This is a genomic window from Caulobacter sp. GW821-FHT12A07 (assembly GCF_058807655.1).
On the sequence record NZ_JBXAQX010000005.1, the window covers coordinates 407,613 to 423,451 of the forward strand.

The window sequence follows — 15,839 nt, forward strand, 5'->3', positions numbered from 1 at the left end:
TTGCCCACCCGAAAATCGACCGCCGGTCGCCGGAAACGCGGGACCGGAAAAAGAAAACGCCGGGCGGTCTTTCGACCGCCCGGCGCTTGTCGCCGCCTTGGCGCTTCTTCGATCAGCCCTTGAACAGGGACAGGATCGACTGGGGCGCCTGGTTGGCGATGGACAGTGCCTGCACGCCCAGTTGCTGCTTGGTTTGCAGCGACTGCAGCTTGGCGCTTTCCTTGGCCATGTCCGCATCGACCAGATTGCCGACACCGGCGTCCAGGCTGTCCTGCAGCTTGCCCATGAAGGTCAAGTGCATGTCCAGGCCGACCGAGTTGGTGCCGAGCGAAGCCAGCTTGTTCGTCGTCGTGGTCAGAGCCGTGTCGATGGTGGAGATCATCGTCTTGGCCGCCGCGGCGGTCGTGAAGGTCGTCGCCGCCGACAGACCGATGCCCGTGAGGGACAGGGTCCGCGAGGTGACGGTGAACGCCGAGCCCGTTTCGTTCGCCAGGAACTGCAGCTTCGTGGTCGAACCGTCCACGACGCTGGCTCCGTTGAACTTGGCGTTCGTCACGGCCTTGGTGATCTGGTCACGCAGGGACGTGAAGTCAGCCTGAAGGGCGTTGAACGAGGCGGTGTTGAGCGAGGTGTCGGAAGCGGCCAGAGCCTTTTCCTTCATCTTGCCCAGCAGATCGGTGACGGTGTCGCCTGCAGCCAGAGCAACATCGATCGTCGACTGACCGCGCTGGAGAGAATCCTTCACGGCGTTCAACGAGCTCGACGTCGCGCTCTGCATTTCAGCCATCGACCAGATCGCGCCGTTGTCCTTAGCGCTCGAGATCTTCTTGCCGGTGTTGATGCGTTGCTGGGTGGTGGTCAGCTCCGAGTTGGTGGCGTTCAGGTTCTGCAGCGCGATCATCGCGCCGGCATTGGTGTTGATGGAGTTGGCGATCATAGGAACCTACCATTTTGGTGGAGAGCCCCGGCATTTTGCCGGTCGGGCGTTTTGCCCGCGGGAACCATCGCAAACGGCGGGCCAGTTCAGGCCAAATCGCAACGCCTTGAAATATAAGAGAATTGAAAATATCAGGCCGGAAACGAAACCGCCCGGCGAATGCAACATTCGCCGGGCGGCAGGTTTTTCCGAAGAGAAGCGGCAATCGGCGCCGAGCGGCGCCGTAGCGCGATCAGGTCAGGCCGCTTCGGCGCGAGCGGCCAGGCCCTGCATGATCATGCGGTTGATCTCGATCAGAGGCTCGAACTCCTCTTCCTTGCGCATGACCAGGCTCGAGTGCCGGCTGACCCAGAGGCTCAGCGAGATGATGCTCGCACGCAGCTCCTTGGGCATGGTGTTCTCCGGCAGCGAGCAGTCGGTCGCCAGCGCGGACCAGACACGACGGTTCCAGTCCAGAGCGTGGATACGCTTCTGGATGTCGCCATCCTCGGCTTCCGAAGCCTCCATGAGGGCCCGAGTCACCTGTCCGAACAGACGGTACTCGACCTCTCGCGGATTCTCAGTCCTGGTCGCCGCCTGTTGGTAGGCCCGAAGAGACATTCCCCAACCTCTCGTCTTCGTAATCGATCAGCTTACGGCTCAGCATGAGCGCCTTGTAGTATTCACGCGCCATGACGTGTTTCGAGATCGCGATGCAATCGGCCAGAACGGCCGCGTTGCGCACCACGCCCATGAACTCGGTCAGGCGGGTGGCGAACTCGTCGTAGTATTTTTCGGCGCCGGCCTCTTCCAGGTACATCATCATGACCGGGAAGTAGATCCGACGCGAGGGCGTGGTGACCTGGTCGGGCTGCATGATGTCCTTCTCACGCAGCACCGAGGCCTTGTTCTGGAGGACCAGCACGCCGCGACGATCGCCGTTCTGCACGACCGCCCCGTTCAACACGAATTTCTCGCCGGGCTTCAGCGACAGCTTCAAAGGCACTTTTGGCCGCTCCTTTCCATCGCTGCGCCCGTCCGCCGTGATGGCGGTTCGCCGGAATGGCGTTCAGACGGGACCCTAGGTCGCCGTGGGTTAACGCCTTGTTGCCGCCGACGCGACCGTAAGTCGCAGCTTAGGACTCAATTAAGCATACTCGCCCAGAGGATGAAGTCATCCAATCGCCCAAGGTGGTCGCATGTCCCGCAATCTCGGCTTCGGAATCTCGGCCGCCGCCCTCGCAGCCGCCGAAGAAGCGGCCAGTGAAGGCGTCCACCTGGGCCTGCGCGCCGAACAGCTGGGCGATTCCGCCTCGTCCGATTCGATCGCCCGCCTGAACCTGGAAGCCCGGGCCGTCCGCGACCACGAAAGCGTGAAGCTGCTCAACCGCGCCATCGTCGCCGTGCAGCAGGGCGACTACGCCCGCGCCGAGAAGAACGCCCTCAAGGCCCTGAAGAAGGACGAGCGCACGGGCGTGGCCTGGCACGTCCTGGCCGTGGCCCGCGAGAAGCTCGGCGACTTCGCCTCCTCCATGCAGTGCTACGAGGCGGCGCTGCAGCTCCTGCCCAGCCAGGGCCAGGTGGCCGGCGACCTGGGCCGCCTGGCCTTCCGCCTGGAAATGCCCGACATCGCCGCCAAGCTCTTCATGCATTACCTGAACGAGCGGCCCGGCGACCTCGAAGGGGTCAACAACCTGGCCTGCGCCCTGCGCGACCTGAACCAGGAATCGGCGGCGATCGACGTCCTCAAGCCCGCCATCCAGGCCAATCCGGAAGTTCCGGCGCTGTGGAACACCCTGGGCACGGTGATGTGCAGCATGGGCGAAGGCCGCACCGCCCTCACCTTCTTCGACGAGGCCCTGCGCCTGTCGCCCAACTTCGGCAAGGGCCACCACAACCGCGCCTTCGCCCGCCTCGACCTGGGCGACGTCGAAGGCGCCCGCGCCGACTGCGAGGCCGGCATCGCCGCCGCCGAGTCGACCGAAGACCTGGCCACCATGCGATTCGCCCATTCGACCATCCTGCTGGCCCTGGGCCGCGTGGCCGAAGGCTGGGAGGCCTACCGGGCGCGTCTCGACCCCGAACTGCCCGGCGCGCCGCACTATCCGATGCCGGTCCGCGCCTGGGAGCCCGGCGAGGACCTGGCCGGCAAGCGCCTGCTGGTCCTGGCCGAACAGGGCCTGGGCGACGAGGTGATGTTCGCCAACACCCTGCCCGACGTCATCGAGGCCCTCGGCCCCGACGGCGCCCTGTCGGTGGTGGTCGAGCGCCGCCTCGTCCCGCTGTTCGAGCGCTCGTTCCCGCAGGCCCAGGTCAGCGTCCACCGCACGGTGGCCTATCAGGGCCGCACCTACCGCAACGCGCCCTTCGTCGAGGACTGGTCGAAGATCGACTGCTGGGTCCCGATGGCCTCGCTGCTGAAGACCTTCCGTCCGACCGCCGAGGCCTTCCCCGCCCGCGAGCGCTTCCTGACGCCCGATCCCGCGCGCGTCGCTCACTGGAAGACGGTGCTGGAGCAGGCTCCGCCCGGACCCAAGGTCGGCGTGCTGTGGAAGAGCCTGCGCCTGAACGCCGAGCGCGCCCGCCAGTTCTCGCCGTTCGAGCTGTGGGAACCCGTTCTGAAGACGCCCGGCATCTCGTTCGTGAACCTGCAGTACGGCGACTGCGACGAGGAGATCGCCTACGCCCGCGACCACCTGGGCGTCGAGATCTGGACCCCGCCGGGCATCGACCTGAAGCAGGACCTCGACGACGTCGCCGCCCTGTCCTGCGCGCTCGACCTGACCCTGGGCTTCGCCAACGCCACCATCAACCTGGCCGGCGCCTGCGGCGCGCCGATCTGGCTGCTGACCGGCGCGGCCGCCTGGACGCGCCTGGGAACCGACCACTATCCCTGGTACCCGCAGGCCCGCTGCTTCATCGCGCCCAACTACGACGACTGGCGGCCGATCATGGCGCAGGTGTCGGAGGCCCTGGGCGAGTTCGCCGGCTGAGGTTCAGGAACGACGGGCGCCAGGGCGGGTTTGACTCCCTGACGGGCGGCGATCGCGCCGCTCCTTGAGGAGACCCGCCATGCCCCCGGAAACCGATTTCGAGCCGCAGGACGTCGCCGAGGTCCTGGACGAGACCAACCTCACCGAAGACGGCGAAGACATCGCCAATTTCGACGAGATCGACGATGTCTACGACGTCACCCAGGCCGAGGACGACGCCTCGGAAGAGGAGGACGAAGACCTCGACCTCCTCGACGACGACGAACTCGTGGACATCGACGACGAACTGGAAGCCGGCCGCGACGACGAGGGCCTGGATGTCGAGCGCGAGCCGCTGGATCCGGTCGGCGGCGGCCTGTCGGACGAGGACCAGATCTCCGACGACAGCGAGGAACCGTCCGACTACGAGTCGACGCGCCTGGCCGACGACGACATCGAGGCCCTGGGCTACGACAAGCGCGGCTAGGGCCGCGAAGGCGGGTCGGGTCCGTGATCAAAACATTCTAGCCGCGCGTCAAAGGCGGCGCATAATTCCGCTCCGCCAGGAGACCTCCCATGTCCGATCCCAAACCCGACGCCCCTGCCCCGGAAGATACGGAAAACCTCGAAGAACAGCTGGAGGAAGGCCTGGAAGATAGCTTCCCGGCCAGCGATCCGCCGTCGGTGGCCCGCCGTCATCGCCAACCGCCGCAGAACCCGTCTTGATCCGGAAGACCGATGCTCTGTAGGTTAGACTGACGTTTTGAACACTTGTTCGATGCGCGCCCGACGCAACGGGCGCGCCGTCAGGAATACCAGATGAGCCAGCGCTTCGAAGGCACCGCCGACTACGTCGCCACCGAGGACCTCAAGGTCGCCGTCAACGCCGCCGTGGCGCTGGAACGCCCCCTGCTGATCAAGGGCGAGCCCGGCACCGGCAAGACCGTGCTGGCCTATGAAGTGGCCAAGGCGATGAACGCCCCGCTGCTGACCTGGCACATCAAGTCGACGACCAAGGCCCAGCAGGGCCTCTACGAGTACGACGCCGTCACCCGCCTGCGCGACAGCCAGCTGGGCGACGAGCGCGTCAAGGACGTCAGGAACTACATCAAGAAGGGCAAGCTCTGGGAGGCGTTCGAGAGCGAGCAGCGCCCAGTGCTGCTGATCGACGAGATCGACAAGGCCGACATCGAGTTCCCGAACGACCTCCTGCAGGAGCTCGATCGCATGGAGTTCTTCGTCTACGAGACCGGCGAGACCATCAAGGCCAAGGTCCGGCCGGTGATGATCATCACCTCCAACAACGAAAAGGAGCTGCCGGACGCCTTCCTGCGCCGCTGCTTCTTCCACTACATCCGCTTCCCCGAGGAGCAGACGATGCAGGCCATCGTCGACGTGCACTTCCCGGGCATCAAGCAGAAGCTGGTCTCCGAGGCGCTGCGCATCTTCTACGACATGCGCAAGGTGCCGGGCCTGAAGAAGAAGCCGTCGACCTCGGAGCTGCTCGACTGGCTGAAGCTGCTGCTGGTCGAGGACATCGACGAGACCGTGCTGCGCGAGAAGGATCCGACCAAGCTGATCCCGCCCCTGCACGGCGCCCTTCTGAAGAACGAGCAGGACGTGCACCTCTTCGAGCGCCTGGCATTCCTGGCCCGCCGCGAAGGCAGCGCCCGTCCGGGGCAATAGGGATCTGGGCCGATAAGGCGCAGTTACCGCGATTTCATTGGACGCGGATCGCCGACCCGCACACTTTCGCGCCGAACGCGAAGGACCCTTTCTATGCGCCTCATCCTCGTCCTGGCCGCCAGCGCCGCGGCCCTGGCCGCCTGCTCTCCGGAGGTGTCGGTGAAGACCGACAAGCACGAGCGCGTGGTCCACAGGAAGGAGCCGCTGCGGGCCATCTCGCGGCTGGATTGCCCTGAAAAGCAAGGCGGTCTGACGCGCGTCTCGGTCGCCGCCGACGGCCGCTCGTGCCAGTACGCCGGCGACCAGGCCGAGGTCAGCCTGCGGCTGGTCGACTTCCAGAACAACGACGCCGAAACCGCCCTCGCCCCGATCGAGGCCGAGCTCAAGACCCTGATGCCGCAACTGAAGGCCTCGGCCGCCCCCAAGCCCCCGGGCGGCAAGAACACCGCCCACATCAAGCTGCCCGGCCTCAGCATCGACGCCCGCGACGAGGGCGCCGACATCCGCATCGGCGGCATGACCATCAACGCCAACGACGGCGAGGCCCAGGTGCGGGTCACCAAGAACGTCACCGAAAGCGGCGGCGGCAAGACCACCAAGGTCGAGGAGCGCAAGGATGGCGGCCACGAGAGCCGCACGGTCCAGGTCAGCTCCAGCGACGACGGGGACGGCGACGTCTCGATCCACGCCAACGACGACGGCGCGGTGATCCAGCAGCGCCGCAAGGCCAAGGACGGCGTCCGCGCCACCTTGGTGCTGGCCAGCGACAAGGCCCCGACCGGCTACCACCTGGCCGGCTACGAAGCCCGCGGCCCGCAAGGCGGCCCGCTGGCCGTGGCCGTGGTCAAGGCCAAGCGCCGCGACAGCGAGGACGGCGACCTGTTCAAGGCCATGAAGGCGCTCGTGCGCCACAACGTGGGGGGCTGACGCCTCCTTCTCCCCTTGCGGGAGAAGGTGTCGACGAAGTCGACGGATGAGGGGTCTCTCAGAAATCAAAACGCCGCGACAGCTGATCGGCCGTCGCGGCGTTTCTGTTCGTGCAACCCCTCACCCGACCTCCCTTCGGGAGGCCACCCTCTCCCGCAAGGGGAGAGGGATCAGATCGGCGTCACTTCCATGACCTTGTAGGTCAGCGGCCGGCCGTCCTCGTCAGTGACGGTGACGTACTCGCCGACCGCGAAGCGGTGCTGGCCAAGGCGATGCACCGGCTCGTCGTCGATCTGGTCGTCCTCGTCATAGTCGAAGAACCAGCGCTCGCCCCGGCGGGCCAGGCGGCCGTCGGCGGCGTCCTCGTCGGGGGCGAAGCGGCGGACGGCGCAGTCCTTCCTGGCCTTGGCGTACTCGGCCTCGTCCAGATGGCCGTCGTCGGTCAGCGGCGCGGTCAGGGCGTAGCCGCGATGATCGTCGCCGCCGGCGAACTCGGTGCCCGGATTGCGGGCCAGGCGCATGACGATGCGCGACAGGGACATGGACTGCCTCCTTCTTCTTGGTTGAAAACTCAGTGCGACAGGAAGAGCGACGGCCCGTCGGCGTTCAGCAGGCTGCGGGTCGTTCCGCCGAAGATGAACTCCTGCAGGCGCGGGTGGCCGAAGGCGCCGGCGACCAGCACCTCGGCCCCCTCCTCGCGGGCAGCCTCCAGCAGCAGCTTGGCCGCATCGTGCGCGCCCTCCAGCACCCGCACCTGGGCGGTCACCCCGCGCGCGGCCAGGAAGTCGACCATCCGGGCCAGCTCGAAGCTGCGCGACGAGGCCGCCGGCGCGCCGGCCACCACCACGCGCGAAGCCTTCTGCAACAGCGGCAGGGCCGTGCGCAGGGCGCGGCTGGCCTCCTTGCCGCCGTCCCAGGCCACCAGGACCGTGCCGCCGACCTTCAGGCCGGAACGCGCCACCAGCACGGGCCGCTGCTCGTCGGCGATCATCTGCTGGAAGGCTTCGGCCAACGGGCCTTTGCCCCGCGCGGCGGCGTCGTCGAACACGATCACGTCCGACAGCCGGCACTCCATCGCCAGGCCCGCCCACACCGGCGATTCCAGGGTGGTGACGCGGGCGCGCGGATAGCCGAGCGAGGCGACCAGGGCCTCGACGGCGTGGGCGCCTTCGACGGCGGCTTCCTTCAGGCTTTCGAGCGCGGTGACCTGCACCCCGCCCATGAAGCCCTCGCCCATCCACGGCATCAGGTCGGCCACGTCGGCCGGCGCATGGATGGCGGCCAGTTCGGCGTCGAAGCCGGCGGCCAGCTCGGCCGCGGCCCGCAGGACGCCTTCGTCGGACTTGGCCCCGGCCAGCGGCGCCATGATTCTCGCCCAGCTCATGATCCATCCTCCAAATCGCCGGCGCGCGACGGGCGCCGAAATCGGTCCCCGCGCCCTGCCGTAACGCGCCTTTGCGCGCTTTCTGACAAAACGCATTTCCACAGGCGTCGGCCCGGGCCATCATTGATCTTCATCAAGCGATACGGCACTCAAACCACCTTCACCGTAAGGAACGATCTCGTGGCCAAAGGGCTGCATAAGGGCCAGCCGAGAGCGTGGCAGCGGATGCTTTCGGGCCGCAGGCTGGATCTGCTGGACCCGTCGCCGATGGATATCGAGATCGAGGACATCGCCCACGGCCTGGCGCGGGTGGCCCGCTGGAACGGCCAGACGATCGGCGAGCACGGCTTTTCGGTGGCCCAGCACAGCCTGGTGGTCGAGGAGATCGCCGCCCACATCAAGCCCGACCTCGAGCCGCGCTGGCGCCTGGCGGCCCTGCTGCACGACGCCTCCGAATACGTGATCGGCGACATGATCAGCCCTTTCAAGGCGGCGCTGGGCGTCTCGTACAAGGACTTCGAGGCCCGGCTGGAAGACGCCATCCACATCCGCTTCGGCCTGCCGGTGAAGACCCCGGCCCCGATCAAGAAGCTGATCAAGCAGGCCGACCGCGCCTGCGCCTTCTTCGAGGCCACCCAGCTGGCCGGATTCGAGCATGCAGAATCCCTGTCGATCTTCGGCGCGCCGCCGGCCGGCTACGACCTGAAGATCGTCCCCCAGCCCCCGTTCGAGGCCCAGGCCCGCTACGTCCAGCGGTTCCACGTGCTGTCGAAGGCGGCCGGCTACGAATCCTCGCCCAGCGCGGCGTTCGAAACAGAATGATTGGCGAGACCGAATGAGCGGCGGCTCTTCCAGCTCCGCCGTCGTCATCGGCCTGTCGGCCGTGGTCGTGGCCGTGCGCGACGGCGAGGTCGTGGTCCTGACCGTGCGCCCGCACGACGCCGTCACCGACATCGCCTCGCCCCTGCCCGGCCTGCCGTTCGGCCCGTTCGACCCCGAGGGCCACCGCACCTTCGAGCTGGCCCTGCGCGCCTTCGTCACCGAGCAGACCCGCTTCCAGCTGGGCTATGTCGAGCAGCTCTACACCTTCGGCGACAAGGGCCGCGACGCCCCGCGCGCCGAGGTCGGGGCCGGCGCGGCCCGCGTCGTCTCGATCGGCTATCTGGGCCTGACGCCCAAGGCCACCGACACCCAGGCCCCCGACACTGTCTGGGCGCCATGGACCCGGTTCTTCCCCTGGGAAGACTGGCGCGCCGGCCGCCCCGCCCTGCTCGACGAGGCCATCGCGCCTGCCCTGCGCCGCTGGGCCGGCGACGACGCCGACCGCCTGGCCCGCGCCCGCCTGGCCTTCGCCCTGGACGGCGCGCCGTGGAACGAGGAACGGGTGCTGGAGCGCTACGAGCTGCTCTACGAGGCGGGCCTGGCCCCCGAAGCCGCCCGCGACCGAGCCCGCGCCGACGGCCACGACCCGGCCGAGCCCGAGGCCCTGTCCGCGGCCCTGGGCGAGCCGATGATCTCCGACCACCGACGGATCCTGGCCACCGGGCTTTCCCGCCTGCGCGGCAAGATCAAGTACCGCCCGGTGGTGTTCGAACTGACGCCGGCCGAGTTCACCCTCTCGACCCTGCAGCGCACCGTCGAGGCCATCGCCGGCGTGCCCTTGCACAAGCAGAATTTCCGCCGCGTGGTCGAGCGCGAGGACCTGGTCGAGGGCCTGGGCCGCCTCGACAGCGAAACCGGCGGCCGCCCGGCGGAGCTGTTCCGGTTCAGGCGCGAGATTCTTGGCGCAAGACAGGCCGGCGGGCTGTCGTTGCCGCTGCTGCGGGAATAGCAGCCCCCCAACTCCCGTCATTCCCGCCCTTGTGGCGGGAAACCCTGGTTCCGCTCGCAGGGAAAGCGCAAGCGGATCGCCAGCGATCCGCCCCACCTGCACCTGCGGCTGACAGAGGGGTTCCCGCCACAAGGGCGGGAATGACGGGATAATTTGAAGGTCGGTTGACCACGCCCGCAACCTGCGGCCGACTAGCGGCATGAAGATCGACATCCGCATCCTGGCCGCGATCGGCGCCGCCGTGATCCTGCTCGGCACGGGCCTGGGCCTGGTGGCCTACGTCTTCCACGACGCCGCCGACGAGGCGGTCGAGGACCGGGGCGACGACCAGTTGGCCATCTCCGGCGGCAAGATCGCCGTGCAGAACCGCTTCCCCGAGGCCACGGCCGTCGTCTTCGGCCAGGTCTTCACCCACCAGGACGGCGACGTCGTCTCGGTCTGCGGCCAGGTCGACATCCAGCAGGAACAGGACAGCTTCGACGGCCCCGAGCGCTTCGTCTGGTCCGACGGCGCGCTGGTGATCGAGGAAGCGGACGGAACCGACGCGGTCAACGCCAAGTGGGCGGATGTTTGTGAGTAAGAACCTCCCCCTCTGGGGGAGGCGGCTGAAGGCCGGTGGGGGGACGTTTTCAGCCGTCGCGGCGCGTGGCCGATTCAGCAACCACTCCCCCCACCGATCGCTGCGCGATCACCTCCCCCACAGGGGGAGGTTCCCAACGATCAGGGTCAGCCTCCCACCAGTCCGAAGTCCGCCACCTGGCCCATGGCCGCGCGGACGGCGGCGAGGGTCTTGAGGCGGTTGTCGCGGTGCTCGGGGTCGTTGACGAAGACGCCGTCGAGATAGGCGTCCACCGGCTCGCGCAGGGCGGCCAGCTGCGCCATGGCGCCGGTGAAGTCTTCCTTGGCCAGGGCGTCCTTCAGCGGACGGTCCAGCAGGCGCAGGGCCTGGTAGAGCCCGACCTCGGCGGCGCTGTCGGCGGCCGGCTCCTCGGCCTGCCCTTGCGGCAGCGGACCCTTCTTCTCCTCGGCCTTGAGGATGTTGGAGGCGCGCTTGTAGCCGGCCAGCAGGTTCTTGCCGTCGTCGGTCTTCAGGAAGCCGTCCAGGGCCTCGACCCGCGCGACGATCCGCACGAGATCGTCATCGCCCAGGGCGAACACGGCGTCGACGAGGTCGTGGCGCTTGCCCTGATCCTTCAGGGTCACCTTCAGACGATCGGCCAAGAAACCGATCAAATCGCCTACGAGGGAAGCGTTGAGAGGAACAGACCCACCATCGAGCAGACGTCCATCTTCGCTAGCCACAAACCTCCAGCTGTCGCCAGTGGCAGCTTCGTGCGTTCTACCATGCGCCGATGCCAACACCCTGGTCAGCGGGAAGCTCTTACCCGCCTCCAGAATGATCCGGATCACGCCCAGCGCCGCGCGACGCAGCGCATAGGGATCCTTCGAACCCGTCGGCTTCTCGTCGATCGCGAAGAACCCGACCAGCGTATCCAGCTTGTCGGCCAGGGCCACGGCCACGCTGAGCGGCGCGGTCGGAACGGCGTCGGAGGGGCCCTGCGGCTTGTAGTGGTCCTGGATCGCCGCGGCGATCTCGGGATCCAGGCCGAAGTGGCGGGCGTAGTAGCCGCCCATGATCCCCTGAAGCTCAGGGAACTCGCCGACCATCTGCGAGGTCAGGTCGGCCTTGGCCAGGCGCGCGGCCTCCTTGGCCTTATCGACATCGGCGCCGACCAGGGGCGCGATCTCGCCGGCCAGGGCGACGATGCGCTCGACGCGCTGGGCCATGGTGCCGAGCTTGGCGTGGAAGGTCACGCCGTCCAGCTTGGCCAGCCACGGCTCGAAGCCGGTCTTGACGTCCTCGTCCCAGAAGAAGCGGGCGTCGGACAGGCGCGACGACAGCACCTTGGCGTTGCCGGCGGCGATCACCTTGCCGCCGTCCTTGGCCTCGATATTGGCCACGGTGATGAAGTGCGGGGCCAGACCCGCCTGCCCCGGCTTGCGCACGGCGAAGTACTTCTGGTGCGTGCGCATCGAGGTGCGGATCACCTCGGGCGGCAGGTCGAGGAACGACGGATCCATGTCGCCCAACACCGGGGTCGGCCATTCGGCCAGGCCGGCGACCTCTTCCAGAAGTCCCTGGTCTTCGACCAGTTCGAGATGCCGGGCGAAGCACAGAGTCTTGCAGCCTTCGAGGATGCGCGCCTTGCGCTCCTCGACGTCGAGCACGACGAAGTGGGCTTCCAGGCCGGCGACGTATTCGTCGAAGTCTTTAGCCACGAAGGGTTTCGCTTCACCCATGAAGCGGTGGCCTTCGGTGACGTCGCCGCTGGCGATGCCGTCGATGCTGAACGGCACCACTTCACGGTCGAGCACGCAGAGGATCCGCTTCAGCGGACGCACCCAGCGCAGCTTGCCCGTGCCCCAGGTCATCGACTTGGGCCAGGCGAAGCCGCGGACGATGGCTTCCACCATCTCGGCGACGATTTCGGCGGTCGGGCGGCCCTTCTTCTCGACGAAGGCCATCCAGACGCCGTTCTGCTCGACCAGCTGGTCTTGCGTCAGGCCGGCCTTGCGCAGGAAGCCGTCCATGGCCTGCTGCGGGGCGCCGACGCGCGGGCCCTTCAGCTCTTCCTTGCGGTCGGCCTGGGCCAGCGGCAGGCCTTCGGCCACCAGGGTCAGGCGGCGCGGGCCGGCGAAGGTCTTCAGGGCCTCGGGCAGGAAGCCGGCGGCGGCCAAGTGCTCGCGCGCCATGCGCTCCAGGTCCTTGGCGGCCTGGCCCTGCATGCGGGCGGGGATCTCTTCGGAGAACAGTTCGAGAAGCAGTTGGGGCATTGGAGTTACGCGGCTTCCTGCAGCTCGACCCACTTCTGGGCGCACATCTTACAGAGGTCGCGGATGCGGCCGATGTAGCTGGCGCGCTCGGCGACGGCGATCGCGCCGCGGGCGTTCATCAGGTTGAAGAGGTGGCTGGCCTTGAGGACCATGTCGTAGGCGGGCAGGACCAGGGTCTCGTTCTTGTAGGAGCGGGCCAGCATCAGCGGCACCTGCTCTTCCATCTGCTCGAACTGCTGCTTGAGCACGGCGACGTCATAGCCGTGGAAGTTGGCTTCCGACTGCTGGCGCTCGTTGGCCAGGAAGACGTCGCCATAGGTCAGGGCGCCCAGCGGCGAGTCCGGATCGTTGAACGGCAGGTCGTAGACGTTGTCGACGCCGAACACGTACATGGCCAGGCGTTCCAGGCCGTAGGTCAGCTCGCCGGCCACCGGGCTCACGTCCAGGCCGCCGACCTGCTGGAAGTAGGTGTACTGCGACACCTCCATGCCGTCGCACCACACTTCCCAGCCCAGGCCCCAGGCGCCGACGGTGGGGTTTTCCCAGTCGTCCTCGACGAAGCGGATGTCGTGGGTGCGCAGGTCCAGGCCGATGGCCTCCAGCGAGCCAAGATACAGGTCCTGCATGTCGGCCGGGTTCGGCTTCAGGATCACCTGGTACTGATAATAGTGCTGCAGGCGGTTGGGGTTCTCGCCATAGCGGCCGTCGCCCGGACGGCGCGAGGGCTGGACATAGGCCGCGTTCCACGGCTTGGGGCCGAGCGCGCGCAGCACCGTGGCCGGGTGCAGCGTCCCCGCCCCCACTTCCACGTCGTGCGGCTGCAGGATCACGCAGCCCTTTTCGCTCCAGTAGTTATGGAGCGTCAGGATGAGGCTTTGAAACGATTTGGGGGCGGCGGGCATGACGTCCGAACAAGGGCCTGAAAAAAGTCGGCGGACCATAGGGCCCGCCGACTGTCGCTTCAAGCGAAGGGGACGTCGTTTGTTACGCCCCGTTCGAACTTAGTTGCCCTTGGCGGCCGAGCGCTTGCCGGCGTTGGACATCGGCAAGCCGTAGGCCTTGCGGTTCTCGGGCGTGTCGGCGACCGGCGGGTTGGAGACCACGTTGGCGTCGCCGGCCTTCAGGGTCGCCTGCTGCTCGGGGTTCAGCGACGAGGCCGGCAGGGTCGCCGAAGTGGGCGAGGCCGTGCCGGTGTCGGCGGCCGGCGCCGTGGTGGTGGCGGTCGGATCGGCAGGGGCCGGCGCGGTGGTCGGGTTCAGGGCCTGGTCGGCCGGGGCGTCGGTGGCCGACGGGGTCGCGGCCTGATCCGGAGCCGGCGCCGGCGCGGCCTGGGCGGCGACGTCGGAACCGGCGTCGGTAGCCGACATCACGTCGGCGCTGGCGGTCGTCGAGGCCATGCTGGTGGCGGCGTCATCCGTCGCGGCCGCGGCCGCCTGGATCGGCACGTCCTTGGGGATCAGCACCTTGTCGACCACGTGCAGCACGCCGTTGGTGGCCAGCACGTCGGCCTGGACGATGTTGGCGCCGTCGACCATCGGCGTCGCGCCGCTGCCGTCCAGCGTCACCGACGAGCCCTCGACGGTCTTCACCTCGCCCTTGGCGCCGTTGATCTTGCTGCTGTCCACCTTGGTGTTGATCACGTGGTAGGTCAGCACCTTCTGCAGCTGGGCGGCGTTGGCCGGCTGCATCAGGCGGTCGAGCTCGCCGGCCGGCAGGGCCGCGAAGGCCGCGTCGGTCGGGGCGAACACCGTCAGGTTCGGATTGCTGGCCAGCACGCTGGTCAGGTTGGTGGCGTCCAGGGCCTTGAGAAAGACCGTGAACTGACCCGAGGCCTTGGCCGTGGCGATCAGGTCGCCGTTCGGGGTCACCTTGGCGGCCGCCGTCGCCGGGGCGGCGGTGGTCGCGGGAGGCGGAGCGGCGGGCGGCTGGGCCGGGGCCGTCGTCTGGGCGATGGCGACGCCCGAAAGCAGCGCGACGGCGGCGGCGGCGGAGAGGAAGCGCGTCACATACATGGCCTGGTCCTTTCGCTCGAATTCCAGGCCGGCTGTACGCTCCAGATTGCGAGTCCGTTGCACGACCTCACGGGCTCGTGATCCAGACTTCGCCGTTACTTGAAAAAGAACACCAGTGAAGCTCCGGCGAAGATCAGCAGGAAACCCAGCGCCGTCGTCCAGCGGATCGCCTCTCCGAGGTAGAAGTAGGAGAACAACGTGAAGACGATCAGCGTGATCGCTTCTTGCCCGGTCTTGAGCTGAGCCGTGGAATAGACGCCCGCACCGATGCGGTTGGCGGGAACCGCCAGCATGTATTCGGGCAGCGCGATCATCCAGCTGGTCAGTATGGCCAGAGGCAGTGCGATGGCGCGGTGCTTGAGGTGGCCGTACCAGGCGAAGGTCATGAAGACGTTGGAGCAGATCAGCAGCGCCCACGGGGCGATCTTGGCCCACAGGGGCGGCATGGAGAATCCTCCGAAAGGGAGATGGGAGCCGCGATTGTAGACGTTCAGCGACGTCCCGCGCCACGGCGCCGCTGGACGCTTATTTTGCCTTCTAAAAGTGCAATATCGATGTTCTATGATTATTTTTCCGGCGCCTCGTCCCTTTCGTTTCTCAAACCCTAACCCGTGCCCCCGTTCCAGGAACCGTGGCCGATAGCGTGCGAGCGCCGGGGAAACGACGCGGCCGCATTCCGGCGGCGTCGCGGTGATCGAGTGAGCGAACGCGCTCTAGCAACCAAACAAGGGGGGCCTGCCTGTACGGCGGGCCGGAGCAAGGCGGATGAAACTGATCATAGCGGTCGTCAAACCCTTCAAGCTCGATGAAGTCCGCGAGGCGCTGGTCGCCGCGGGCGTCGAAGGCCTGACGGTGTCGGAAGTGAAGGGTTACGGCCGCCAGAAGGGCCAAACCGAGATTTATCGCGGCGCGGAGTACCAAGTGAACTTCGTGCCCAAGGTGAAGCTGGAAGCCGTGGTGGACGATGCGTCCGCGGCCAAGGCGGTCGAAGCGGTCAAGGCCGCCGCGGCCACGGGCAAGATCGGCGACGGCAAGATCTTCGTCCTCAATGTCGAAGAAGCCGTGCGCATTCGGACGGGCGAAACCGGCCCGGCCGCTCTGTAATCGTCGGGGAAAGGGGATACCAACGATGAAACTCACCTTTAAGCCGCTGGCTGGGCTGATGCTCGCCGCGACTCTCGCGGGGGCGCCGATCGGCGCCACCGCCTTCGCTCTCGGGTCTTCTACACACCTGACGCTGCCGACGATGATGTAAGAGTGTAGATCTCGGTGGTCG

Annotated in this window: 19 protein-coding genes; 10 read left to right on the top strand and 9 right to left on the bottom strand. The window is 67.4% G+C overall.

Annotated elements, in window-relative coordinates; translation table 11 throughout:
* Positions 1 to 112: 112 nt before the first annotated feature.
* The 3 genes from AC1RRS_RS13600 to flbT form a co-directional block, all read right to left on the bottom strand.
* Complete coding sequence (locus tag AC1RRS_RS13600) at positions 113 to 937, bottom strand: flagellin (RefSeq protein WP_110121789.1); 825 nt, start codon at positions 935 to 937, stop codon at positions 113 to 115.
* Positions 938 to 1,174: 237 nt separating this feature from the next.
* Positions 1,175 to 1,537 (bottom strand): flagellar biosynthesis regulator FlaF, encoded by a 363-nt coding sequence (flaF, locus tag AC1RRS_RS13605; RefSeq protein WP_110121788.1) that lies wholly within the window; start codon positions 1,535 to 1,537, stop codon positions 1,175 to 1,177.
* Positions 1,497 to 1,922: a flagellar biosynthesis repressor FlbT gene (gene flbT, locus AC1RRS_RS13610; RefSeq protein WP_110121787.1), complete on the bottom strand. Its 426-nt coding sequence runs from the start codon at positions 1,920 to 1,922 to the stop codon at positions 1,497 to 1,499. The genes flaF and flbT overlap by 41 nt, the downstream gene beginning before the upstream one ends.
* A 193-nt stretch (positions 1,923 to 2,115) precedes the next feature.
* Here flbT and AC1RRS_RS13615 point away from each other — a divergent pair, with 193 nt between their 5' ends.
* From AC1RRS_RS13615 to AC1RRS_RS13635, 5 genes are all read left to right on the top strand, one after another.
* Complete coding sequence (locus AC1RRS_RS13615; RefSeq protein WP_492855607.1) at positions 2,116 to 3,909, top strand: tetratricopeptide repeat protein; 1,794 nt, start codon at positions 2,116 to 2,118, stop codon at positions 3,907 to 3,909.
* Positions 3,910 to 3,988: 79 nt separating this feature from the next.
* Entirely contained in the window at positions 3,989 to 4,375 is a 387-nt protein-coding gene (locus AC1RRS_RS13620; protein WP_492855609.1) for a primosomal protein, read from the top strand.
* Positions 4,376 to 4,464: 89 nt separating this feature from the next.
* On the top strand, positions 4,465 to 4,614 hold the full coding sequence (locus tag AC1RRS_RS13625) for a hypothetical protein (protein ID WP_487292528.1): 150 nt from the start codon (positions 4,465 to 4,467) through the stop codon (positions 4,612 to 4,614).
* A 93-nt stretch (positions 4,615 to 4,707) separates the two neighbouring features.
* Positions 4,708 to 5,574 carry an AAA family ATPase gene (locus AC1RRS_RS13630; protein ID WP_487292527.1) on the top strand — a complete coding sequence of 289 codons (867 nt, stop codon included), beginning with the start codon at positions 4,708 to 4,710 and terminating at the stop codon, positions 5,572 to 5,574.
* A gap of 93 nt (positions 5,575 to 5,667) precedes the next feature.
* Entirely contained in the window at positions 5,668 to 6,501 is an 834-nt protein-coding gene (locus AC1RRS_RS13635) for a hypothetical protein (RefSeq protein WP_492855610.1), read from the top strand.
* Between the two features lie 170 nt (positions 6,502 to 6,671).
* Here AC1RRS_RS13635 and AC1RRS_RS13640 read toward each other — a convergent pair whose 3' ends face one another.
* On the bottom strand, positions 6,672 to 7,043 hold the full coding sequence (locus AC1RRS_RS13640; RefSeq protein WP_110121782.1) for a hypothetical protein: 372 nt from the start codon (positions 7,041 to 7,043) through the stop codon (positions 6,672 to 6,674).
* 29 nt (positions 7,044 to 7,072) lie between these two features.
* Positions 7,073 to 7,885, bottom strand: a complete 813-nt coding sequence (locus tag AC1RRS_RS13645) for a universal stress protein (RefSeq protein WP_487292525.1) — start codon at positions 7,883 to 7,885, stop codon at positions 7,073 to 7,075.
* 180 nt (positions 7,886 to 8,065) lie between these two features.
* Between AC1RRS_RS13645 and AC1RRS_RS13650 the strand changes: the two genes are divergently transcribed.
* From AC1RRS_RS13650 to AC1RRS_RS13660, 3 genes are all read left to right on the top strand, one after another.
* Positions 8,066 to 8,707 carry a YfbR-like 5'-deoxynucleotidase gene (locus AC1RRS_RS13650; protein ID WP_487292524.1) on the top strand — a complete coding sequence of 214 codons (642 nt, stop codon included), beginning with the start codon at positions 8,066 to 8,068 and terminating at the stop codon, positions 8,705 to 8,707.
* Positions 8,708 to 8,720: 13 nt separating this feature from the next.
* Positions 8,721 to 9,716 (top strand): NUDIX hydrolase, encoded by a 996-nt coding sequence (locus AC1RRS_RS13655; RefSeq protein ID WP_487292523.1) that lies wholly within the window; start codon positions 8,721 to 8,723, stop codon positions 9,714 to 9,716.
* Between the two features lie 199 nt (positions 9,717 to 9,915).
* Entirely contained in the window at positions 9,916 to 10,296 is a 381-nt protein-coding gene (locus AC1RRS_RS13660) for a hypothetical protein (protein WP_492855613.1), read from the top strand.
* Positions 10,297 to 10,442: 146 nt separating this feature from the next.
* On the opposite strand, the gene glyS is transcribed toward AC1RRS_RS13660, so the two are convergent.
* From glyS to AC1RRS_RS13680, 4 genes are all read right to left on the bottom strand, one after another.
* Complete coding sequence (gene glyS, locus AC1RRS_RS13665) at positions 10,443 to 12,551, bottom strand: glycine--tRNA ligase subunit beta (RefSeq protein WP_492855614.1); 2,109 nt, start codon at positions 12,549 to 12,551, stop codon at positions 10,443 to 10,445.
* Positions 12,552 to 12,556: 5 nt separating this feature from the next.
* Complete coding sequence (locus tag AC1RRS_RS13670; RefSeq protein ID WP_487292520.1) at positions 12,557 to 13,453, bottom strand: glycine--tRNA ligase subunit alpha; 897 nt, start codon at positions 13,451 to 13,453, stop codon at positions 12,557 to 12,559.
* 99 nt (positions 13,454 to 13,552) lie between these two features.
* Positions 13,553 to 14,626: a fasciclin domain-containing protein gene (locus tag AC1RRS_RS13675; RefSeq protein ID WP_492855616.1), complete on the bottom strand. Its 1,074-nt coding sequence runs from the start codon at positions 14,624 to 14,626 to the stop codon at positions 13,553 to 13,555.
* 32 nt (positions 14,627 to 14,658) lie between these two features.
* Entirely contained in the window at positions 14,659 to 15,009 is a 351-nt protein-coding gene (locus tag AC1RRS_RS13680; RefSeq protein WP_110121777.1) for a DMT family protein, read from the bottom strand.
* Between the two features lie 319 nt (positions 15,010 to 15,328).
* On the opposite strand from AC1RRS_RS13680, the gene AC1RRS_RS13685 reads away from it, so the two are divergent.
* Complete coding sequence (locus AC1RRS_RS13685; protein WP_035046383.1) at positions 15,329 to 15,667, top strand: P-II family nitrogen regulator; 339 nt, start codon at positions 15,329 to 15,331, stop codon at positions 15,665 to 15,667.
* A gap of 25 nt (positions 15,668 to 15,692) precedes the next feature.
* Positions 15,693 to 15,818 (top strand): hypothetical protein, encoded by a 126-nt coding sequence (locus tag AC1RRS_RS13690; RefSeq protein WP_492855617.1) that lies wholly within the window; start codon positions 15,693 to 15,695, stop codon positions 15,816 to 15,818.
* Positions 15,819 to 15,839: the final 21 nt, after the last annotated feature.